This is a genomic window from Cryobacterium sp. PH31-AA6 (assembly GCF_030063195.1).
Classification (GTDB): Bacteria; Actinomycetota; Actinomycetes; order Actinomycetales; family Microbacteriaceae; genus Cryobacterium.
This window is the reverse complement of the sequence record NZ_JASISS010000001.1, coordinates 31,463-52,110: the sequence shown is the minus strand read 5'-3', so window position 1 is coordinate 52,110 and position 20,648 is coordinate 31,463. Positions and strand designations below refer to the sequence as shown.

Sequence of the window (20,648 nt, the reverse complement as noted above, 5' to 3'; positions counted from 1 at the left end):
CGAATGACGAGTAGGCCACCCCTCGACGACGGGCTGCGCGCCCGAAAGCGCGCGGCCACCCAGACTCGCCTGGAACGGGCGGCGCTGGCCCTCGCGCTCGAACACGGCTACGACAGTGTCACGGTCGACATGATCTGCGAAGCGGGCCTGGTCTCCCAGCGCACGTTCTTCAACTATTTCGGCACCAAAGAGGGCGTCTTTCTCGGCACGGCGCCACCGGTGCCGTCGGATGCCGACCTCGCGGCTTTCGTGCACGGCACCGGCCCCGACATTCTCGGAGACCTCGTCGGGCTGATCACCGCGGCGCTGGTCGGTCGGGAGCCGGACCTCGACGTCCTCAAGTCACGGCGGATGCTGATCGAACGAACCCCGGACCTGCTCAGCCTCGAGAATACGCGCATTGCCGAGCTCGAGGAGAGCCTCACCCAGCTCGTGCTGGAGCGCCTCCATGCACGGGGCCGTGCCGAGGAATCCACGCCCGATCTGGGGGACGAGGCCTGCATGGTCGTCGCTCTCGCGGGAAGCGTGATGCGTTTCTCGATGCAGAAGTGGTTCTGTGCTGGCTTTGCCGGGACCCCGAGCGAGCTCCTCCGGCATTCGCTCGGCCTGGTCGGCCGCATCACCGGTGCGGCGGGCCCTGGCGTCAGGCCGTGACGAGCTCCCGCCAGTCGGCCAGTTCCAGGCCGTGCGCGTCGGACACGGACTTGTGGGTGACCCGCCCGGCGGCGACGTTCAGGCCGAGGGCCAGCGTCGAGTCGCGCTCGCAGGCAACCTTCACGCCCAGGTTGGCCAGGGCGATCCCGTAGCGCAGGGTGACGTTGGTGAGGGCGTAGGTGGAGGTGTTCGGCACCGCGCCGGGCATGTTCGCCACGCAGTAGAAGATCGACTCGTGCACGGTGTAGGTCGGGTTCTCGTGCGTCGTCGGGCGGGTGTCCTCGAAGCAGCCGCCCTGATCGACGGCGATGTCGACCAGCACCGAGCCGGGCTTCATCCGCGCGACCAGCGCATTCGTGACCAGTTTCGGCGCCTTTGCCCCCGGAATCAGGACCGAGCCGATCACCAGGTCCGCATCGACGACGGCCCGCTCGACCTCATAGGAGTTCGAGGCGACCGTCTTCAGCCGACCCTGGTACTGCCCGTCGAGCTGGCGGAGCCGGTCGATGTTGATGTCGAGGATGGTCACGTCGGCACCCAGCCCCAGGGCCATCGCGGCGGCGTTGGTCCCGGCCACGCCGGCACCGAGCACGACCACCTTCGCTGGACGCACCCCGGGCACGCCGCCGAGCAGCACACCCTTGCCGCCGGCCGGGGCCATCAGAGACTGTGCGCCGACCTGAACGGAAAGCCGACCGGCGACCTCGCTCATCGGGGCGAGCAGCGGTAGGCCGCGGGCGGGGGTCTGCACGGTTTCGTAGGCGATGGCGGTGACTCCCGCTTCGATCAGCGCCGCGGTCAGCTCCGGCTCGGCGGCCAGGTGCAGGTAGGTGAAGAGCACGAGCCCGGCACGGAAGCGGTGGTATTCCGCGGCGACCGGCTCCTTGACCTTCATGACCATGTCCGACCGGGCCCAGAGCACATCGGCGGAGTCGATCAGCTCGGCGCCGGCGACCCGGTATTCCTCGTCGCTGATCTGCGAGCCGATTCCGGCCCCCGTCTCGACCAGCACGGTGTGGCCGTTGGCCAGGAACTCGTGCACCCCCGCGGCGGTGATCGCGACGCGGTACTCGTTGTTCTTGATTTCCTTGGGTACACCGATGATCATGGCCGACTCCATTGCTGGTTGGTTCTCGTGGAAGGGTCTGCTGGCATGCCTCAAGCGACGTTGCCGGCGGCGGGGTCAAGAATAGGGCCGCCTTTTCGGCGGGTCCATCGATGGCCACCGGGGTGCGCGTCACCCGCCCAGCCCCTGTCTCAGCGCGCTCACGAGCCGGACGACGCCGCCGGGACCCTTCAGCACGCCATTCCGCAGTGGTTCAGGGGTTTTCCTCCGTTCGAGCGGGTGCCCGGATGCCCATCGAGGTGCGGAACGCCACGGAAACGGAACGCTAAGATGATTTGTCACTCGACAAATGTCGAATTTTAGTGTGCAGATTGTCGACGATTGTCCGTGCGGAGGCGGCGCCGGCGCATAGCATGGAGCCCATGAAGACGGCGGAAATCGAAGAGCTCGTCGAGGCGCTCGCGGCCGGCCTGGATCGTGCCCTGTCGCTCGAAGACCTCGACGGCGCGCTCGTCGCGTACAGCCGGGACCAGCCGCTCGCGGACAGCGTTCGGGTGAACTTCCTGCTCAGCAAGAAGGTGCCCGCCGACGTGAGCGCCTGGCAGCTGCGGCACGGCATCGCTGCGGCGGTGCGGCCGGTCGTCGTGCCGGCCAACGCCGAACTGGGGATGCTGGGGCGGGTGTGCGTCCCCCTGCTCGTGCGTGGTTTCCGGGTCGGCTACCTTTGGGCCCTCCAAGGAACCCAGGACGAGTCCCCGGCCGAGATCCTTGGTGCGTTGCCCGCCGTTCGTACCCAGTTGGACCAGCTCGCCGGAATGCTGCTCGACACCAACACGGCCGAGTCCGAGCACCGCAGGCAGCGAGAGTCCGTCTTCCTGGCCGCCTGCGCCGCAGACCTCGCCGCGGTCGAGGACATCGCGGACTGGCCGCAGATCCACGCCACGGGCCCCTGGCATGTCGCCACCCTGCTCCACCCGCCCGCCGTTCTCCCCACGGACGGTGGTGAACTGCTGCAGCGGATCGCCGCATTGCAGGCCACGGTCGGCATCGACGCCGCGAGGTTCAGCGCCGGCACCGACACCCATGCGGTGGTGCTCCTCCGCGACTCCCCCGGCCGGCTGGTGCACGCCCAGGTTCTCGACCGGTACAGCGCGGAGGTCGCCCGTCGCGGAGGCACACTGACGCGCCCCGATCTGATGGGCGTGAGTGAGGCCTTCCACGACCTGCGCTGCCTGCCGGAGGCATACGCCCAGTCCCGCAAGGCGGTGCAGGCCGCGGCCGTCGACGGGCGGCTCGGAGCAGTGGCCGAGTACCGCCGAGTGGGCGTCTACCAATTCCTGGCGGCGGCCAGCCGAAACCTGGCCCCGGTCGAGTCCGTCTACTTCACCGAGCTCGCGGAGTTCGATGGCAACCGGGAGCTCATGCCCATGCTGGAACTGCTCTACGACACCGACGGGTCCGTGCAGGATGTCGCCGCAGCCCTGCACCTGCACCGCAGCAGCATCTACAACCGGTTGGCGAAGATTCGCGACGTGATCGGGGCCGACCCGCTGGGCGGCCAGGTGCGGTTGGACCTGCACCTGGCGATGAAGGCCGACCGGTGGTCGCGTCGGCCTCGAATCTGATGACATCTCCGACACCCCACGCAGCGTTCCATCCTCGGACCGCCGCGCGCCGGGACAAGGGCCCGGGCGGGCTACGTTTGCGTGATGCCGTGGCGATGGCCGTCGGGGGCATGATCGGCGGCGGCATCTTCAGCGTCCTGGGGGTGACCGTCGCGCTTGCGGGACATCTCGCCGTCGGAAGTTTCCTCATCGGAGGAGCCATCGCCATGGCGACCGCGCACTCATTCGCGGCGCTCTCGGCCAGGGCCGGACGCTCCGGCGGTCTCTTCGTCTACCTGCACAATGCGGGATTTCCGCGCGCCGGCTCCTATATCTCCTGGCTGTTGATCTTCGGCTACCTGATCGCCCTGGCGGTGTACGGGTTCACCTTCGGGCACTACGCCGCGAACGTCCTCGGTCTGCCCTGGCTGTTCGCGGACGGTTTCGCGGTCCTCATCCTGGCCGTTTTCCTCGCGATCAACCTGCGCGGGGTTGGTGCATCGGCGCTGTCGGAAGATCTCGTCGTGCTGATCAAGGTCGCCGTGCTGGCGCTCATCTCCGCCGTGGGTTTCGCTCACTTCTCCCCGGAACGACTTGCCCCGCTGGACGACAAGGGTCTGGCCGGCGTCATCGTCGCGTCGGCGTCGATCTTCGTCGCCTACGAGGGATTCGAACTGCTTTCCTATGACTATGACGACCTGGTGAAGCCGCGCTGGACTCTGCCGCGGGCGCTTTTCCTCTCGGTCGCGATCGTCACCCTGGTCTACGTTCTCGTCACGATCGGCTCGCAGATGCTGGTCAGTGACGACGTCCTCGTCGCCCAGAAGGAAGTGGCGTTCGCGGCTGCCGGACAGGCCGCACTGGGGACGGCAGGGTATTGGATCGCCAGCCTGGGTGCGCTTCTGGCGGCAAGCTCGGCCATCAACGCAACCCTGTTCTCCACCGCGCGCCAGATGCACGAAATCGCGCTGGCGAAGGAGCTGCCCGGAGTGTTCGCGAGAAGCCGAGCCGGCCTGCCCGTCACCGCGCTGGTGTTCCTGGCCGTGTTCGGTGCCGCGTTTGCCATGCTGCCGGATATCACCGCCCTGCTGACCTTCGGGTCGGCGGTCTTCCTGGCGGTGTTCGGCTCCACGAACCTGCTGGCATGCCGGGTCCTGTCGGGGTTCTGGCCACGAGCCGTCAGCGGATTCGGTTTTCTGGCCTGTCTGGGGGCGCTGGTCATCCTGTTGGTTGAGCTCGTCCTCCATGACCGGGCCACTCTGGTGCTGATCGGAGTTTCGCTCGTGTCCGTATCCGCCCTGCGATACGCCTTTGTCCGGCGTCAGAAAAGTGACCCGGTGAGCGACGCCTGACCGCGACGGCTCACGTCCTGGACTTGGGTTCCCGCCCGCCCGATGCTGCAGGGCTGCCGGGTGCCGCGGGCCCCGTCGGCCGACCGGCGCGCTGGCGGCGTTGAGTTTTGAGCCGTTGGCTCCTGAGCTGGAGTATGCGCGCCGCACCGGAGATCGCCACCAGAATCCCGCCGGCGACGGCGGCAATGAACAGGGCCATACCCAGGGAGAGTTCGCCGGCCGCGCCCAGGTAGTGCACGGTCACACGGTCCTCGTTCTGCAGAATGAAGATGATCAGCAGCACCAGCAGGACCAGCGCCGCGATGACGGCGACCCAGATCATCCCGGCCCTCGTCACGTCCGTATCGTGCCGGTCCGGGGACCCGCCCGGTTTCGGGACGGCTGTTCCGGGCGGCCGGCCGGGTGCAGACTGCCCGGGTTTCGCCGCTGGCTCGGAAGCGGGGCGCGACCCCGACGATGGACTCGGTGACGACGGGTTCGGTGACGACGGGTTCGGTGACGACGGGTTCGGAACGGTGTTCTCAGCCACTTCTTCATCCCCTTGGAACGGAGCGCTTCGTCCGTTGCGGACGATTAAAGCAGAGAATACTCTTCTTTGAACCGCGCAGGTCGACGCGCGCTGGGCTCCCGCCAAAGAGCAACACTAGTTCGGGTTTTGTTGCATTACCGCCAACGACCTGTGACCGGGAGCTACCACACACTTCGCGGCGTAGAGCGGCACTCCGCCGTGACCCGCTGTCTGGGTGAGAATGAGGACCGCCGCTGACGGCTCGATATTGAGCAGTTTCGCTCGAGTCGGGCCAGCGTTAGTTGCAACGATCTGACACACGCCGTTAGTGAAGACGTGACCGTTGTCCTGCATGGATGCGAGGAGTGTCCGTGGTTTGGCGGCGATCTCCATGAGTTCGGATGCGATTCGCTCGCTCACATCACTGAGGTAGCGCCCGGCAGGGAGGTGCTCTTGAACAGTGGCAATGGGCAGGCCGTCTTGCAGCAACACACTTTCTCGGATCCAAGCGTTGGCAGCCGGGTCAAGTGCGAGCCGACTGGACACGAAGTCAGTAAAGCTTTCCAACTCGAAGCGCAACGGCTGCACGGTCATTGCCTTGTTAGGGTCGGCCAAGACGATCTCAAACGGCCGTATCTGCTCCAGTCCGCTGTGCGGGATGGAGTCCGTGACGAATCGCCCCACTCCCCGACGGGTGACGAGCAATCCGTCTTCTTCGAGGAGCATCAAGGCCTCGCGTACGGGTGTGCGGCTGACGCCGAGCATTGCAGAGAGCTCTGTTTCCCTCGGCAGCATCTCGCCGAGCTGGAATACGCCAGAGCGGATTCCATCAGCGAGCCGCGTGTAGACGGCGACTCGAATTGGCTGGCCGACGGCGAGGTGGAGTTGCTGTTGCAAGAACGGGTGAGGTTCCAAACGGGGCGTCACGAGACCTCCTTGTCGTTCGACCTTATCACATTTGACATGTGACCCAAGAGGTATAACCTCATACTGCAACGCAGACAAAGGAGTCCCATCATGATCACGACCAGCACACCCCACATTGATCCGAAGGGGGTGGACATCGCCGAGACAATCCTTCTTCCCGGCGACCCCCTGCGAGCGAAGTTCATCGCCGAGACCTACTTCGACGACATCCGCTGCTTCAACGAGGTTCGCAACATGTTGGGCTTCACAGGCACCTACCGAGGGCGCCCCGTATCCGTCATGGGCACGGGAATGGGCATTCCCTCCATCTCGCTCTATAGCTACGAGCTGATCCATCACTTCGGCGTCAAGAACCTGATCCGCGTGGGTACCTGCGGCGCCATGCAGGAGAACATGGAGCTCTACGACGTCGTCATCGCCCAGGGCGCCTCGACCGACTCCAATTATCTGGACCAGTTCAACCTGCCCGGTCACTGGGCGGCACTGTCGTCGTATCGGCTCCTGGAGCAGGCCAAGCGGATCGCCGACGAGCGCGGTCAACGCACCCACGTCGGCAACATTCTCTCATCCGATGTGTTCTACGGCGCCGATCCTGACGCCCTGAGCACGTGGATGAGGATGGGCATCCTTGCGGTCGAGATGGAGTCGGCAGGGCTGTTCGCCAACGCTGCGGCCGCGGGCGTCGATGCGCTTGCCATCTTCACCGTCAGCGACCAGATCGTCACTAGCGCCCAGACCACGCCCGAGGAACGGCAGACCGCCTTCACCGCCATGATCGAGATCGCGCTGGAACTGGCCTGATGAGCACCGCAACTGACACCACAGTTCCAGCCCGGGTCTGCAAACCGAGCCGTGCCGTCCCCATCCTGCTGTTCCTCTTCGTGTTCTCGCTTGTGCTGGACAACGGCTTCAAGTTCATGTCACCGGCATTGGCGGAGAATCTCGACCTCCCGGTCAACACTGTCAGCCTGCAAGCCACTTTGGCCGGCATCCTGATAGGTATCGGGGCGGTGGTGTACGCAGCGCTGGCCGACTCGATCAGCATCCGGAAACTCATCATCTTCGCGATCATCGTGATGACGATCGGGTCGCTCGTCGGCTTCATCTTTCAGGGCAACTTCTGGCTGATCCTGGTTGGCCGGCTGATTCAAAGCGCAGGCTTGGCGGCCGCCGAGACCCTCTACGTGATCTACGTCACCAAGCATTTCAGGGGCGACGAGCAGAAGAAGTGTCTGGGCTTCAGCACCGCGGCCTTCCAGCTGTCTCTGCTGATCGGCACCGTCGGCAGCGGCTTCATCGCCACCTACATCGGCTGGGCGGCCTTCTTCCTGGTCGCGTTGCTTTCCCTGCTCGCCATCCCGGTCGTGTTGCGTACCGTGCCCGAGGAGGCGACGGGCGGCGGCCATGTGGACGTGTTCGGCCTCTTTCTAATCGCGGTGTTCTCCACCGGAGTCATCCTGTTCATGCAGAACTTCAACTGGTGGTTTCTGCTGCCTGTCGCTGCGGGGCTGAGTCTCTTCATCTGGCACATCCGAACCCACGACAACGCCGTGATCACGAGCGCGTTCTTCGCCAACGCTCAGTACTCGCTCATGATCATCGTGGTGTTCATCACCTACTCGGTCCAGCTGGGCTACACCTTCCTGTTCTCGTTCCTGATCTCCGACGTCTACGGCTACAACCTCGGCGAGGTCTCCCTGCTACTAATCCCCGGCTACATCGCCGCTGTGATCGTCGGCACTGCCACGGGCAAAATCGCCAGGTTCCTCACGTCCGAACAGGCAATCACCATCGCGTTGATCGTGATCGTCGTCTCGATGCTGATCCCCGCACTGTTGGTGGGCAAATGGATCGGGATCTTCGTGATCTCGATGATCTTGTTCGGCATGGGCTTCGCGCTAATGTACGGCCCGCTCGTGTCGACGGCCATCATGCGGGTGCCGGTCGAAAACTCCGGTATCGCCATCGGTTTCTACAACCTCACCATCAATATCGCCGTGCCGGTCGGGATCGCGTACACCGCAACACTGATGAAGCTCAAGCCCAACCTGCTGGACGGCATCACCGACGGCGGCCAGGCGTCCTCCTACGGATCCGTGTTGTTGATTCTTGCGGGGGTCGCTGCCCTCGGTCTGATTCTCTACCGCGTCTTCATCGTGGTCATGGAGCGCCAGGTCGCCGAGATGAACATGGTCAGTGAGGAGGCTCATTGATTAGCTCTGGCAAACGGCTTGAGAACTGTTCGTCTCGGCCTCGCGGTGCCGGTGCCGGTGCCGGTGCCGGTGCCGGTGCCGGTGCCGGTGCCGGTGCCGGTGCCGGTGCTCATCCTGACGCTGAACGTCACGCCATGACACGCGTTCTTGAACGCCACACGTACCAACTACGCGGCGTCCTTGGTGCTGATGTAATCCGGCATGTTCCTCACTCCCTAGTTGCGTAGCGCAGTGGTGGCCTGGTCGGCCCGAATGGTTTCCGAGCAGGCCAGCTGAGCGCGAAGTTCACCGATCCGGGCGGACTGGGTGGCTTTGCGCCCGACTCGTGAGCAACCGGGGTGGTCTTGGGTCGTACGGCCTCTATGGGTACAGCGGAGAGCGATTCTCCTCGACCATCCAAGTGCTGCGCCACCTGACAGAGAGCCCATTCGCCGTGAACCTCTGGCTCCCTGTTCCCAGCGAAGCCTCGCCCGACGGCTCACGGGTCGAATTTTCAACAGCGCTCGAAATCCTCGCACCGTTCTTCGCCGAACTCGACATGGAACCACCGCAACGCCCGGACCGGTACCTACCGCCGTTTTCGAAGACTCACTCGTGGGCACATTCGTTGTGGTACCCCAGGTTGTCAATGCCGTCACCCGTCCAGTCATCGCAGCAGACGGCATCGCGGACTATCGCGGGGTGGCCCGCTCGTTCGAGGGATACCCAAGCGCGCCATCCGCACGATCGATTCCGACTACACACACATCGCGCCCTTCCCCGTGCAGAACTGGCTCACCGGGCAGTTCCGCACTGTGGCAAGCCGCCGCAACATCGGTGACCTCGTGTCACTATGGGCTGGTCAAGCGGGCCCGCTCGCCGCGTGGGACGATGCCGACGACCACTTCACCGAGCTCCTGCACGGGTTGCCACCCTGTGACTAGATCGGCAGCGCCAAGATCTCGCTCCCATACACAAAGACGGCGCACTGAAGCCAACGTGATGCGTTCGCTTCATCGATTCTCCCATTCACTGTCGGGGTGCTCGGGGTTCTTTCCACTCTGCGACGACAGATCGCGCGTGATCGTATGGTCGAGCGCGGCGCTGACGTGCCGGCGTAGCTCGGGGAGCACATCGGTGACGAACCAGGGGTTCCTGGTCTGCCATCGAAAGTTCAGCGGGGAGGGGTGCACGAGCGGAAACCGCTCCGGGACGAATCGCCGATAGTTACGCACCGTATCCGTCAACGTGTGCTGCCGTGCATTCGCCAGGTAGTGAATCTGCGCGTACCGGCCGATCAGCAGGGTCAGCCGGATGTCGGGCATCAGCGCGAGCAGCGGTGGATGCCAACGCTTCGCGAAACCCTTCCGAGGCGGTAGATCTCCGCTGCGTCCGGTCCCCGGGAAGTAGAAATCCATCGGGAGCAGAGAGAACAGGTTTGGATTCCGGAATTGCTCCTCAGTGACACCCAGCCAGGCGACCAAGTTCTTCCCGCTGGCATCGTCCCACGGCACACCGCTCGTTTGCGCCCTATGCCCAGGTGCCTGCCCAATCACCACGATCCTGGCGCTCCAGGACGCCGTATACAAGGGCTGCCACCCGTGCTGGCGCATTGCGGCATTGCCCTCATCGTCGACTAATGACTGTCGGAGCGCGTCGAAGGCATCCATTAGCGTCGATGGGTTCCAGCAGCGCGGACCTTGGCCATGTCAACGCGGTCGTCGTGAAAAGGAGCGCCTTCCAACTCGAGCAGCGCTCGGGCAGCTCCTTCATGGCACGTTGCCGTTGCGCCGTCGGCGTGAACGACCCGCCACCACGGCACGTCACCCTCCAGCAGCGAAACGGCCCGGCCAGCCTGCCGGGGGCCGATTCCGAGTGTGCGCGCGATCTCGCCGTAGGTTGCGACGCACCCCGTGGGGATCGCCATGACAATTGTGCGAACTTCCTCTGCCACGTCCATGCTCACTCTTCTCCCGATCCGGGATAGCCGATCATTCCGTCCTGCACCCGCGCGAACTCGGTCATCGTCGCGCGTCGGGTCGAGGAGATGGACAATATATCGAACACCTCTACCCCCGCGATGATGAGCGCATCCGTAATCAGCCGCCGGTGACACCGCCACGGCACGGCCTCGCTGCACATGATCGCGGGCACCGACTCGTTCGCTACCCGAAGCAGCTCAGCGAGTCCGGAACTGAATTCCTCGGTTGCCATGTAGTCGGCGTAGTCACGGAACGCCTTGACCCGCCACGCCGTGTTCGGACTCGTCACACCCGCCGGCGTGTGCCTGCGGCCTCCGAGGCCCCGGATCCATCGATACCCCAGATCTGCGGGGAGCGCGTCCTCGATCGCGTCCTGATTCCACTGCGGAAACTTTCGCGATGACGGAAACGATCGCACGTCAACCAGCTCGGTCACCCCATTCGCCCGCAGCATCGCAAGTACGTCGTCAAACTCACGAGTGGAGTGACCGATCGTCAGTACTCGGTGAAACGCCATAGAAGCCACTGATCCACGACATCCCGCCTATCTGGTTTTTTCCTGTTCACGGGCCTCGGTGCGTTCGGCTGTCGCTTGACTCGACGGCTTCGTGCGGTCACCGCCTCTTGACCACCGTAAGCAAGATCACACTGTCCTCGAGGGCATCCACCGAATGCAGGCCATCCGGAATTGTCATCAGGTCGTCCGGCGAACCGTTCCAGGACGTTTCCCCCGACCGAAGAAGCACCCGTCCCTCCAGCACGAGCAGAGTTGCCTCTCCCGGATTCTTGTGCTCCGAGAGGCTCTCGCCGGCGCGTAACGCCATCAGAGTCTGCCGAAGCTGGTGCTCGTGACCTCCGAACACCGTTCTGGCGCTCCGTCCGCTGGGCGCGCGGAGCGCCAGTTCCAGCTCGGTCCGGGCGAGTGCCGCCAACGAAACTTTCTGCATATCGTCACTTCTTTCCTGGTCGCTCTGCAGACGAGTCAATCACGCGATAATTGTCCACGGGTTCTCGATCAGGCGAGTCAGTGTCTGCAGGAACTGTGCGGCGAGGGCACCGTCAATGATGCGGTGGTCAGCCGACAGCGTGTAACGCATCCGGTGTCGAGGGAGAATCTCGTCGCCGACGATGACGGCTTCCCGTGCCGTGCCGCCGACCGCGAGAATTGCTCCCTCAGGCGGATTGATGATCGCCGTGAACTGGTCGACGCCGAACATGCCGAGGTTGCTGATGGTGAAGGTTCCACCGGACATCTGCTGCACGGTGAGCTTCTTCGCATTCGCCAGGGCCACGAGGTGACGAGTCTCGGTGCCGAGCTGCGTAACGGTCTTCTGGTCTGCGTTCTCGATCACCGGAACGACGAGCCCGTTCTCCGACGCAACGGCCACACCGACGTTGACCCGATTGTGCACGAGCATCTCGCCGCTGGCATCGTCGATATATGACGCGTTCACCCGCGGATGCTCCCGCAACGCAAGCGCACTGGCCCGGATCAGCAGGTCATTGACGCTGATTTTTCCCCTCCCCGCTGCCACGAGCTGCGCGTTCAACTGCGTGCGCAGGAGAACAAGGTTCTCGGCATCGGCGACCGCTGTGACGTAGAAGTGCGGAATGTTCCGGGCGCTCTCGCCCAGGCGCCGCGCGATGACGCGGCGCATGTTGCTGAGCGGGACCGCGTCGGAGCCGCGCTTGTCGTCGATGAGCGGAGCGGATGCGGCCGGCGTTGAGGATTTTACTGCGGGCACTGCGGGCGCTGCGGGCACCGCGTGCACTGCGGGCTCGCCCGCGTCGCCAGAGGCGGGCGCCGGGTGAGCGAGCAGTTCGTCAGTATCGGCACGGATGATGCGGCCGCCTGGCCCCGTGCCGTGCAGTTGGCTGAGGTCCAGATGGTTCTCGCGGGCCAGCTTGCGCACGAGCGGTGACGCGAACAACCGGGTGCCATCGTCGCGTACCGCATCCGTCGACGGCAGCGGCCGGGAATCGGGAGCGGGCGCTGCGTCTGCGAGCTTAGGGGTGGCGGGAGTGGGAGGTACATCGGCGGCGTCCGGTGCGGCGGATGAAGGCGCGGTCGCGGCATCCTGTTTGCCATCATCGAGCAGCGCAATCGGCGTTCCGATCGTGGCCACCTCGCCCTCGGGCACGAGTTGTGTGACCAGAGTGCCGGCCTCGTAGGCCTCGAATTCCATGGTGGCCTTGTCGGTCTCGATCTCGACGAGCACGTCGCCGATCTCGACCCTGTCGCCTGGTTGCTTGTGCCAGATCGCGATGGCGCCTTCCTCCATGGTGTCGGAGAGGCGGGGCATGGTGATTTCGATCATGAGTTGTTGCCCATCGGGTTGCGGCGGTGACCGACGGCGTCGAGCGTCTGACGGATGGCGCCGATGACGTCATCCGCGGACGGCAACGCGGCCGTCTCCAGTGGTTTCGAGTAGGGAAGGGGGACCTCGGCCATCGCGACCCGGCGCACGGGCGCGTCCAGGTAGTCGAAGGCTCCGTCGGAGATCGTCGCGGCGATTTCGGCGCCGATCCCGTAGGTGAGCCAGTCATCTTCGAGCACGACGGCTGCGTGGGTCTTCTTGACCGATTCCACGATCGTCTCGCGGTCCAGGGGGCGCAGGCTGCGCAGGTCGATCACCTCGATGTCGAGACCCTCTGAGTGCGCCAGTTGCTCGGCAACCTGGGCGGCGACCCATGCCATCCGTGAATAGCCGATGAGGGTGAGGTCACGCCCCGGCCGGGTCACAGCGGCCTTGCCGATCACCGCGGCGGTATCACCGTCGGGCACTTCACCCTTGGTGTTATAGAGGGAGAGGTTCTCCAGGAACAGGACGGGGTCATCGTCTCGGATCGCGGCGAGCATGAGCGCCTTGGCATCCGCGGGCGTGCTGGGGGCGACGACTTTCATGCCGGGCACAAAGGCGTAGTACAACTCGATGTTCTGCGAGTGCGTCGCACCGAGCTGTTGTCCTCCGCCTCCCGGGGTGCGAATGACCAGGGGAACCCTGGCCTGGCCGCCGAACATGCCGTAGATCTTGGCGGCGTGGTTGACGATCTGGTCGAGGGCCAGCAGCGAAAAATTGATCGTCATGATCTCCACCACGGGACGCAGGCCCAGCATGGCGGCCCCGATCGCCGCGCCCGTGAAGCCTTCCTCGGCGATTGCGGTGTCGCGCACACGCTTTTCTCCGAACTCGTCGAGCATGCCGGCCGTGATCTTGTATGCGCCCTCGAAGAGACCGATCTCCTCGCCCATCAGGAACACATTGTCGTCGCGCCGCATCTCCTCGCGGATCGTGTCGTGCAACGCCTGACGGTAAGTCATGATGCTCATGGGTTCGTTCCTAGCTCGGGCAGCGGTGCCGGTTTGTAGAGCGGTTCGCCGGGTAGCCGGCGGGAGTCGTTGGGCACCGGGGTGGCGTAGGTGTAGTCAAACAGCGTCGACACATCGGGGAAGGAGCTGTTCTCGGCGAACGCCGCGGCCTCGCTCGCGCGGGCCGTTGCCCGCTCGTCGATGGCGGTGAGGGCCTCGTGATCGAGCAGCCCGTCGGCGAGGAGCCGTGCGGCGCAGGCGGGAACGGGGTCGCGTTCCTTGACCAGGCTCATCTCCTCGGCCGTGCGGTACTTCGCCGGGTCGACCACGGAATGCCCCCGCAGCCTCTCGGTCATCACCTCGAGCAGGAACGGCTTACCGGCCCGGGCGGAAGCCACGGCACGCTCGGCCGCCTCGTACACGGCCAGCGGGTCGAGCCCGTCGACGCGCTCCGAGGCCATCCGGTATGCGGAGGCCCGCTTGTAGAGTTCCGGCTCCGCCGATGCCCGGTCGACCGTCGTCGCCATACCCAGGCGGTTGTTGATCACAACGTAGACGATCGGAAGGTTCCAGAGCGCCGCGATGTTGAGCGACTCATGGAAGGCGCCGATGTTGGTCGTGCCGTCACCCATCGTGCAGAGCACGATCTCCGGGCCGCCGCGGTAGTCGATGGCCAGAGCCGCGCCCGTGGCCAGCGGAAGCTGCCCACCGACGATACCGTAGCCGCCGAGCATTCGTTTCTCCAGATCGAACATGTGCATCGAACCACCCCACCCCTTGGAGACCCCGTCGACACGGCCGAACAGCTCAGCCATCACCCGGTTCGGGTCGATGCCACGGGTGATTGCGTAGCCGTGCTCGCGGTAGTTGGTGAAGAGATAGTCGGTGGGCTGCAACGCCGCCATCAGGCCGACAACGGCCGCCTCCTCGCCGAGGTTGAGGTGGCAGTAGCCGCCAACCAGCGCTTGCGTGTACGCGCGGGCGGCGCGCTCTTCGAAGCGCCGGATCAGCATCATGCTGCGGTAGAACTCGACCAGTCGGTCACCGCCCGCAATGGGGCTGTCGGCTGGAGGAGTCGACGGCGCGGCGGTCGAGGTATCCGGCGGGTCAAGAGGGACGGTGCGCTTGAGCACCGTCGGCTTCCGCGGCATCCGCGTATGAGCGGTCATCGGAGAACTCCTTTTCCTCTCCCCTTGTGGGATCGAGGTTGTTTACCTTTTAATGAAACGAATTAGTATCATTCTATAGCAGTAGTACCGTCAATTCATAGAGCCGACGCTCAGAAGGGGCAACATGGAGTCGCTGAATACGGCACACGCGGTTCGCAAACGCGGCCGACCGACCGAGGAAGAACGCGTCGAACGGCGCACGCAGATTCTGGAGGCCGCGCTGCCGGTCTTTCTGGAGCACGGATTCGGCGCCACCACAGTGGATCAGCTCGCCGCCGCAGCCCGCGTAACCAAGCGCACGCTCTACAGCTATTTCGGCAACAAAGCCGGGGTCTTCACCGAGATGCAACGGCGTTTGGCCGCGATGGTCAGCGGAGATACCCCCGCGCACGATACCCTCGCGTCGCTGGCAACCCGGATCGTCCTTCGCCTGCACTCCGCCGAGATGATCGGGTTACATCGCCTGGTTATTGCAGAATCGCTCCGATTCCCAGAGCTGGCCAGAAACCTCTATAACAACGGCGACCAGCGCCACATCGCCCGTCTCGCCGACCTCATCCGGGTCGAATGGGGCCTCGATGCCCCCTCCGCGAGCGCCGAGGCCCTTTACAGCCTGTTACTCGGCGAAGACTACAGACGGCGGCTACTGGGGCTGATCGGCCCCGCGACGACGAAAGAAGCAACCCAGCACGCTCTCACCGCACTCGCGAGGATTGGCAGCGCGCAGGGCGACGGCTCAGTCTGAAGGGAAGCCATCCCGCTTCATTGCACGGACACTGCCGCTGCCGCTGCCGAACGATGACCTCAGGGTCTTCCGCGGAGCGGTTCAGCTGCAACCGCTCGTGCTCCCGCAGCTCTGGCACAGATACCAGGAACCCGATGGCCGCATCTTGACGCCACAAGTGAGGGAAAAGTGGTGTATTTTCCCTGAAACGTTGTTGCACCTCGAGCAACTCAGCGGACCAGTGCACGACTGGCAGCGGCGCAGGTTCCACCTCCGCCACGATCTGACCGGACGGTCGAGACGATGCTCTATTCCGGCTCGGTGGGCCCCTACCGCCGATTGCAGGTCTGTTGGGCCGTGATGCAGAGCACGCACCACCCGGTCCCCGCCTGCTCTGATCGATGTGCGTCGCGTACTCGTCGACATCAACGCCCAAGCCGACCAGTTTCGTCCTCTCGTCCTCTCGTCCTCGACGAACGCACGAACCAGGCTCTCGTAGTTGCTAACCCTTAGCGAGCGGCCGGTCCTCGTGGGAAACAGGAACGCCTCCGGGTCGGGTTCGGCGAGTGACAGCCGGTGACTCACGGCCGCGCTGCAATTGACGGGAGTGCGACCCTCCGCCGATGACGAGAGCGCTGGGGAAAATCCTTCCGGTTCGTCCCTTTCATCGTGTTGCTGACGATTGTCCCGTTTCCTACGAGGGTCGGCGGCGGCGCTGCACGTCGCGAACGGGGTTTCGCTCCAGCCCGTCATCGCGCACGGCGTAGCCGCACACCAGACTCGGCCCCGCCCGGGCACGACGTGCCTTCGAGATCGTCTCCTCCGCCAGGACTCGCTGCGAGATGCGGTCGCAGCGACCAACGGTCAGACGGTCGAGCTTCACTCCCCCGCAACGCGGCACGATGATCACGAGCGCGGTCGTCTCGTATGATTCAGTGGTCGAGTAGGCGAGGCTGCCCGCTTTCGCGCGGATGAGGATTTACGACAGCCAGAGCTCGACCGCTTCCGCGATCGTGCTGGTCGGAGCGAGCGTTCCAGAACCGCCTGTGGATATTGCTCTCGCCTGTCGGCGGACATCGGCACGGGCTCCTCCTCGGTCTCGGCCGTCGCGGCGAGACGATACAACGCTCCGCTGTCGTCACGAGTCGATGCACGGGCGCGAAACCTTCCGCTGGGGAGGATTCCGACGACGATGCCGCGCAGGTCACCGTCAGCGATCTGTGACGCGACCCCGCACGAGGTTTTTGGTGTCGTTTCTGGTCACCAGCCCCGTTTCGGGCCTGACAGAGTGGATGTGCAAAGGGTGATTCTGCCGCGGAATTCTGCGTCTGCTAATGCTGGGGTACCTGGACTCGAACCAAGAACAACTGAACCAGAATCAGTCGTGTTGCCAATTACACCATACCCCAATGCCCATTCCGAAGAGCGGGCCGGTTTGTAACTCTAACCTACCTGCGGGAAGAGGACAAACCGACGCGCTGCGGTTCAGGCGGGCTTGACGACCGCCAGACGGTCGAGCCGGGCGAGGGACTCGGTCTTGCCGAGGATCTCCATCGACTCGAACAAAGGCGGCGACACCTTGCGTCCCGACACGGCCACGCGGAGCGGGCCGAAGGCGATCCGCGGCTTGAGCCCGAGACCCTCGATCAGGGTCGCGGCAAGGGTCGTGTGCACGAGTTCGTGCGCCCAGTCGGCCTCGGGAATGTCCCGCAGCGCCGCACTGGATGCCGCGAGGATCTCCGCGGTGTTCGCCGGAAGTGAGGCGAGCGCGTCGGCCTCGTGCACGAGGGCGTCACCGGCGATGAAGAGCGACCCGAGCATGCCGGGCGCCTCACCGAGCAGGGCGATGCGCTCCTGGATCAGCGGCGCACCGGCGTCGAGGATGGCGCGCTCGGCATCCGTCAGCGGCTCGGTGACGATTCCGGCCGCGGCCAGGTACGGCACGAGCCGGGCGGCGAAGTCGGCGGGCTCGAGCAGCCGAATGTGGTCGCCGTTGATCGATTCGGCCTTCTTCAGGTCGAACCTGGCGGGGTTCGGGTTGACGTCGACCACGTCGAACGCGGCCACCATCTCCTCGATGGAGAAGACGTCGCGATCGTGCGAGAGCGACCAGCCGAGCAGCGACAGGTAGTTGACGAGACCCTCCGGAATGAACCCGCGCTCGCGGTGCAGGAACAGATTCGACTCGGGGTCGCGCTTGGAGAGCTTCTTGTTCTTGTCGCCCATGACGTAGGGCAGGTGACCGAACCGGGGCACGAAGTCGGTCAGACCGATCTCGATCAGCGCGTGGTAGAGCGCGATCTGCCGCGGGGTGGAGGAGAGCAGGTCCTCGCCGCGCAGCACGTGTGTGACGCCCATCAGGGCGTCGTCGACCGGGTTCACGAACGGGTAGAGCGGATGCCCGTTGGGCCGCACGACGACGAAGTCGCTGAACGAGCCGGCCGGGAACGTGATCTCGCCGCGGACGAGGTCGTCGAAGGTGATGTCCTCGGTGGGCACCTTGAGCCGGAGCGCCGGTGAGCGACCCTCGGCGCGGTAGGCGGCCTTCTGGGCGTCCGTCAGGTCGCGCTCGAAGTTGTCGTAGCCGAGCTTCGCGTCGCGTCCGAGGGACACGTTGCGGGCCTCGATCTCCTCGCCCGTGGCGAAGCTCTCGTAGATGTGGCCGGACTCGGTGAGCCTGGCGATGACGTCACGGTAGATGTCATAACGCTGGGACTGCCGGTATGGGCCGTGCGGTCCCCCGGTGTCGACTCCTTCGTCCCAGTCGAGGCGCAACCAGCGGAGGGCCTCGAGCAGCTGCACGAAGCTTTCTTCGGTGTCGCGCGCCGGGTCGGTGTCCTCCACCCGGAAAATGAACTTTCCGCCGGTGTGCCGGGCGTAGGCCCAGTTGAACATCGCGGTGCGCACCAGGCCGACGTGCGGCGTTCCCGTGGGAGATGGGCAGAACCGAACGCGCACATCGGTGCCGGTTGCGGTCGAGAATGGGTGTGCTGGTGTCGTAGACATACGCTCCTCATCCTAGCGATTGTGCTCCAGCCCCGAGAGGGACCAGACGGTCTCGTCCAGTTCGGTGATCGCGCGGATGGTGGCGGCTACGGCGGGGATCAGGTCGGAGCCGGCCTCGGCCACGAGGTGGATGGTGCGGAAGTCACCGCCGGAGGTCGGCCGGGCCACGGCACCCCGCGGCAGGGCGGATGCCGCAACGGCCAGGGTGGGCACCAGGGCCACCCCGAGACCGGCGGCCACCATCCCGAAGACGGCGACGAAATTGTCGGTCTCGTGGGCGATACGGGGCAGATACCCGCGGGCTTCGGCGAGGGCGAGCAGGTGGGCGCGGCAACGGGGGCAGCCGGCAATCCAGCTTTCCCCCGCGAGGCCGGCCAGGTCGACGACCTCGCCGGTCGCGAGCGGGTGCGCCGCCGGGAGCACCACGAGCATCTCGTCCCGCCAGAGCGGCACAACGGCGAGCCCCGTAGCACTGGACCGGTGCAGGTCGCCCGGGTCCCCCGGATAACTGAAGGTGACGGCGATGTCCGCGGCCTGGTCGCGCACCGACCGCACCGCCTCCGGGGGTTCGGCCTCGCGGTAGCTCAATTGCAGGCCGGGATGCCGGTTCGAGAGATCGCGCAGCAGCGTCGGCACAATCGTCGACGACGCCGACGGGAACGAGGCCAGTCGCACCCGCCCCGAGCGCAGGCCGGCCAGTTCGCCGAGTTCTCCCGCCGCGGCATCCAGGGCGTTGGCGACGGTGACCGCGTGCCGGCTGAGAATGCGGCCGGCCTCGGTCAGACGCACACCGCGACCGGCCCGGCTCACGACCGGCATGCCGATCCTGGCCTCCAGGCGCTTGAGCTGCTGGCTCACCGCAGGCTGGCTGTAGCCGAGGGAGCGCGCCGCCGCCGTGATCGACCCGAGTTCGGCGATCCGCTGCACGATCCTCAGTGCGTCGGAATCGAGGTCGAGGGCCTGCGGCGGGGTGAGCGTCATCCCCCAAGCATAAGGCAGGCTTATGGGTTCGATCGAAGACCGGGGATTGTTGAATGGCACGGGCAACGGGACCATGGAAGCATGCCTATTTCGTCTCCTGCCGTTTCACTCACGCCCGGGAAGACCCTGGCGCAGGCGAAGGCGGCGTATGCGCCGACCGCCGGGCGCTACCTGGCCGCCTGCACGCTCGGCCTCCCCACGATCGACACCGTGACCGCCCTCCGCGACGACGGTGAGCGGTGGGCGCGGGGCGAGGCCAGCCCGGCCGACTATACGGCCGATATCGCGGCGGCACGGCAGAGCTACGCGTCACTCGTCGGCGTTCCGACCGGGTTCGTGGCGATCGGGTCGCAGGCATCCGTGCTCGCGGCGATGGTCGCGGCCTCGGTGCCGGACGGCGCCGAGGTGCTCTGCGTCGACGGGGACTTCAGCTCGATGGTGTTCCCGTTCGCGCAGCAGGCCCACCGCGGGGTGGTGGTGCGGCACATCGCACTCGACGAACTCGCGGAGGCGATCACGACCGCAACCTGGCTGGTCGCGTTCTCCCTCGTGCAGTCCGCGACCGGGTTGCTGGCCGACGCCGACCGTATCACCGAGGCGGCCCGCGCCCACGGCGCCTTCACGCTCTGCGACACGACCCAGGCGGCGGGCTGGATGCCGGTGCGGGCCGGCGACTTCGACGCCACGATCTGCCACGCCTACAAGTGGCTCGGAGCCCCGCGTGGGGCGGCCTTCCTCACCGTGCTGCCCGCGTTCGCCGACCGACTCCACCCGGGCCAGGCCGGCTGGTATGCCGGCCTGGATCCGTGGCAGTCCTGTTACGGACCGGAGATGACGCTCGCGACGGACGCCCGCCGGTTCGATGTATCCCCCGCGTGGCCGGCCTGGGTCGGCGCCCGGGCCGCGCTGGGCTTCTTCGCGTCGCTCGACCCCGAGGTGGTGCGGGGCCACGACGCCGATCTCGGCGACGCCCTGAGCCGCGGGCTCGGCGTCCCCGCCAACGGGCAGGCGATCGTCACCTGGGCGGATGCCGACGGCAGCGACCTCGTTCGACTCACCGCCGCCGGGATCACGGCGTCCGGACGGGCCGGCCGCGCCAGGGTGGCTTTCCACCTCTGGAACGACCGCGGTGACGTGGACGCCGTGCTCGCCGCGCTGCACCGCGGCTGAGCA

At 65.6% G+C, this 20,648-nt stretch carries 21 protein-coding genes and 1 tRNA gene; 7 read left to right on the top strand and 15 right to left on the bottom strand.

From position 1 onward, the window contains the following. Positions 1–3 precede the first annotated feature (3 nt). On the top strand, positions 4–654 hold the full coding sequence (locus QMG61_RS00265; RefSeq protein WP_283492331.1) for a TetR/AcrR family transcriptional regulator: 651 nt from the start codon (positions 4–6) through the stop codon (positions 652–654). Here QMG61_RS00265 and ald read toward each other — a convergent pair. Beyond that, positions 644–1,762: an alanine dehydrogenase gene (ald, locus tag QMG61_RS00260; RefSeq protein WP_283492330.1), complete on the bottom strand. Its 1,119-nt coding sequence runs from the start codon at positions 1,760–1,762 to the stop codon at positions 644–646. The two genes, QMG61_RS00265 and ald, sit on opposite strands and share 11 nt — an antisense overlap. A gap of 380 nt (positions 1,763–2,142) precedes the next feature. Between ald and QMG61_RS00255 the strand changes: the two genes are divergently transcribed. Then, positions 2,143–3,345, top strand: a complete 1,203-nt coding sequence (locus QMG61_RS00255) for a PucR family transcriptional regulator (protein ID WP_283492329.1) — start codon at positions 2,143–2,145, stop codon at positions 3,343–3,345. Next, on the top strand, positions 3,345–4,676 hold the full coding sequence (locus tag QMG61_RS00250; protein ID WP_283492328.1) for an APC family permease: 1,332 nt from the start codon (positions 3,345–3,347) through the stop codon (positions 4,674–4,676). The genes QMG61_RS00255 and QMG61_RS00250 overlap by 1 nt, the downstream gene beginning before the upstream one ends. Positions 4,677–4,686: 10 nt before the next feature. Here QMG61_RS00250 and QMG61_RS00245 read toward each other — a convergent pair whose 3' ends face one another. Next, positions 4,687–5,013, bottom strand: coding sequence for a LapA family protein (locus QMG61_RS00245; protein WP_283492327.1), 327 nt, complete (start codon positions 5,011–5,013; stop codon positions 4,687–4,689). A 306-nt stretch (positions 5,014–5,319) separates the two neighbouring features. Continuing rightward, positions 5,320–6,111, bottom strand: a complete 792-nt coding sequence (locus tag QMG61_RS00240) for a GntR family transcriptional regulator (protein WP_283492326.1) — start codon at positions 6,109–6,111, stop codon at positions 5,320–5,322. 90 nt (positions 6,112–6,201) lie between these two features. On the opposite strand from QMG61_RS00240, the gene deoD reads away from it, so the two are divergent. Both deoD and QMG61_RS00230 read left to right on the top strand, forming a co-directional pair. Further along, on the top strand, positions 6,202–6,912 hold the full coding sequence (gene deoD, locus QMG61_RS00235) for a purine-nucleoside phosphorylase (RefSeq protein ID WP_283492325.1): 711 nt from the start codon (positions 6,202–6,204) through the stop codon (positions 6,910–6,912). After that, positions 6,912–8,324: an MFS transporter gene (locus QMG61_RS00230; RefSeq protein ID WP_283492324.1), complete on the top strand. Its 1,413-nt coding sequence runs from the start codon at positions 6,912–6,914 to the stop codon at positions 8,322–8,324. Before deoD ends, QMG61_RS00230 begins: the two co-directional genes overlap by 1 nt. Here the strand turns inward: QMG61_RS00230 and QMG61_RS00225 are convergent. The 8 genes from QMG61_RS00225 to pdhA all read right to left on the bottom strand — a co-directional run bounded on the left by QMG61_RS00225 (position 8,318) and on the right by pdhA (position 14,764). Continuing rightward, entirely contained in the window at positions 8,318–8,482 is a 165-nt protein-coding gene (locus tag QMG61_RS00225; protein WP_283492323.1) for a hypothetical protein, read from the bottom strand. The genes QMG61_RS00230 and QMG61_RS00225 overlap by 7 nt on opposite strands. A gap of 834 nt (positions 8,483–9,316) precedes the next feature. Further along, positions 9,317–9,973: a uracil-DNA glycosylase family protein gene (locus QMG61_RS00220; RefSeq protein WP_283492322.1), complete on the bottom strand. Its 657-nt coding sequence runs from the start codon at positions 9,971–9,973 to the stop codon at positions 9,317–9,319. Beyond that, complete coding sequence (locus QMG61_RS00215) at positions 9,973–10,263, bottom strand: MGMT family protein (RefSeq protein WP_283492320.1); 291 nt, start codon at positions 10,261–10,263, stop codon at positions 9,973–9,975. The genes QMG61_RS00220 and QMG61_RS00215 overlap by 1 nt, the downstream gene beginning before the upstream one ends. 2 nt (positions 10,264–10,265) lie before the next feature. Then, the gene (locus QMG61_RS00210) at positions 10,266–10,802 is read right to left on the bottom strand and encodes a DUF488 domain-containing protein (RefSeq protein WP_283492319.1); all 537 of its coding nucleotides are present in this window, start codon (positions 10,800–10,802) and stop codon (positions 10,266–10,268) included. 97 nt (positions 10,803–10,899) lie between these two features. Beyond that, positions 10,900–11,232: a cupin domain-containing protein gene (locus QMG61_RS00205; RefSeq protein ID WP_283492318.1), complete on the bottom strand. Its 333-nt coding sequence runs from the start codon at positions 11,230–11,232 to the stop codon at positions 10,900–10,902. Between the two features lie 39 nt (positions 11,233–11,271). Next, positions 11,272–12,603 (bottom strand): dihydrolipoamide acetyltransferase family protein, encoded by a 1,332-nt coding sequence (locus QMG61_RS00200; protein WP_283492317.1) that lies wholly within the window; start codon positions 12,601–12,603, stop codon positions 11,272–11,274. After that, positions 12,600–13,616 (bottom strand): alpha-ketoacid dehydrogenase subunit beta, encoded by a 1,017-nt coding sequence (locus QMG61_RS00195; protein ID WP_283492316.1) that lies wholly within the window; start codon positions 13,614–13,616, stop codon positions 12,600–12,602. The genes QMG61_RS00200 and QMG61_RS00195 overlap by 4 nt, the downstream gene beginning before the upstream one ends. Then, positions 13,613–14,764 carry a pyruvate dehydrogenase (acetyl-transferring) E1 component subunit alpha gene (pdhA, locus tag QMG61_RS00190; protein WP_283492315.1) on the bottom strand — a complete coding sequence of 384 codons (1,152 nt, stop codon included), beginning with the start codon at positions 14,762–14,764 and terminating at the stop codon, positions 13,613–13,615. Before pdhA ends, QMG61_RS00195 begins: the two co-directional genes overlap by 4 nt. Before the next feature lie 124 nt (positions 14,765–14,888). On the opposite strand from pdhA, the gene QMG61_RS00185 reads away from it, so the two are divergent. Further along, positions 14,889–15,509, top strand: a complete 621-nt coding sequence (locus tag QMG61_RS00185; RefSeq protein WP_283492314.1) for a TetR/AcrR family transcriptional regulator — start codon at positions 14,889–14,891, stop codon at positions 15,507–15,509. Between the two features lie 673 nt (positions 15,510–16,182). On the opposite strand, the gene QMG61_RS00180 is transcribed toward QMG61_RS00185, so the two are convergent. The 4 genes from QMG61_RS00180 to QMG61_RS00165 all read right to left on the bottom strand — a co-directional run bounded on the left by QMG61_RS00180 (position 16,183) and on the right by QMG61_RS00165 (position 19,475). After that, the gene (locus tag QMG61_RS00180; RefSeq protein WP_283492313.1) at positions 16,183–16,398 is read right to left on the bottom strand and encodes a hypothetical protein; all 216 of its coding nucleotides are present in this window, start codon (positions 16,396–16,398) and stop codon (positions 16,183–16,185) included. Between the two features lie 427 nt (positions 16,399–16,825). Next, positions 16,826–16,897: transfer RNA gene (locus QMG61_RS00175), tRNA-Gln, on the bottom strand. Positions 16,898–16,973: 76 nt separating this feature from the next. Continuing rightward, positions 16,974–18,494: a glutamate--tRNA ligase gene (gltX, locus tag QMG61_RS00170; protein WP_283492312.1), complete on the bottom strand. Its 1,521-nt coding sequence runs from the start codon at positions 18,492–18,494 to the stop codon at positions 16,974–16,976. A gap of 12 nt (positions 18,495–18,506) precedes the next feature. After that, on the bottom strand, positions 18,507–19,475 hold the full coding sequence (locus QMG61_RS00165) for a LysR family transcriptional regulator (RefSeq protein WP_283492311.1): 969 nt from the start codon (positions 19,473–19,475) through the stop codon (positions 18,507–18,509). A gap of 81 nt (positions 19,476–19,556) precedes the next feature. Between QMG61_RS00165 and QMG61_RS00160 the strand changes: the two genes are divergently transcribed. Further along, complete coding sequence (locus tag QMG61_RS00160) at positions 19,557–20,645, top strand: aminotransferase class V-fold PLP-dependent enzyme (RefSeq protein ID WP_283492310.1); 1,089 nt, start codon at positions 19,557–19,559, stop codon at positions 20,643–20,645. Positions 20,646–20,648 lie beyond the last annotated feature (3 nt).

Coding starts and splice junctions, on each gene's coding strand:
- QMG61_RS00230 (WP_283492324.1), top strand. CDS start 6,912: ATGAGCACCGCAACTGACACCACAGTTCCAGCCCGGGTCTGCAAACCG.
- QMG61_RS00215 (WP_283492320.1), bottom strand. CDS start 10,263: ATGGACGTGGCAGAGGAAGTTCGCACAATTGTCATGGCGATCCCCACG.
- ald (WP_283492330.1), bottom strand. CDS start 1,762: ATGATCATCGGTGTACCCAAGGAAATCAAGAACAACGAGTACCGCGTC.
- QMG61_RS00210 (WP_283492319.1), bottom strand. CDS start 10,802: ATGGCGTTTCACCGAGTACTGACGATCGGTCACTCCACTCGTGAGTTT.
- QMG61_RS00250 (WP_283492328.1), top strand. CDS start 3,345: ATGACATCTCCGACACCCCACGCAGCGTTCCATCCTCGGACCGCCGCG.
- pdhA (WP_283492315.1), bottom strand. CDS start 14,764: ATGACCGCTCATACGCGGATGCCGCGGAAGCCGACGGTGCTCAAGCGC.
- QMG61_RS00165 (WP_283492311.1), bottom strand. CDS start 19,475: ATGACGCTCACCCCGCCGCAGGCCCTCGACCTCGATTCCGACGCACTG.
- QMG61_RS00205 (WP_283492318.1), bottom strand. CDS start 11,232: ATGCAGAAAGTTTCGTTGGCGGCACTCGCCCGGACCGAGCTGGAACTG.
- QMG61_RS00265 (WP_283492331.1), top strand. CDS start 4: ATGACGAGTAGGCCACCCCTCGACGACGGGCTGCGCGCCCGAAAGCGC.
- QMG61_RS00220 (WP_283492322.1), bottom strand. CDS start 9,973: ATGGATGCCTTCGACGCGCTCCGACAGTCATTAGTCGACGATGAGGGC.
- gltX (WP_283492312.1), bottom strand. CDS start 18,494: ATGTCTACGACACCAGCACACCCATTCTCGACCGCAACCGGCACCGAT.
- QMG61_RS00185 (WP_283492314.1), top strand. CDS start 14,889: ATGGAGTCGCTGAATACGGCACACGCGGTTCGCAAACGCGGCCGACCG.
- QMG61_RS00160 (WP_283492310.1), top strand. CDS start 19,557: ATGCCTATTTCGTCTCCTGCCGTTTCACTCACGCCCGGGAAGACCCTG.
- QMG61_RS00255 (WP_283492329.1), top strand. CDS start 2,143: ATGAAGACGGCGGAAATCGAAGAGCTCGTCGAGGCGCTCGCGGCCGGC.
- QMG61_RS00195 (WP_283492316.1), bottom strand. CDS start 13,616: ATGAGCATCATGACTTACCGTCAGGCGTTGCACGACACGATCCGCGAG.
- QMG61_RS00200 (WP_283492317.1), bottom strand. CDS start 12,603: ATGATCGAAATCACCATGCCCCGCCTCTCCGACACCATGGAGGAAGGC.
- deoD (WP_283492325.1), top strand. CDS start 6,202: ATGATCACGACCAGCACACCCCACATTGATCCGAAGGGGGTGGACATC.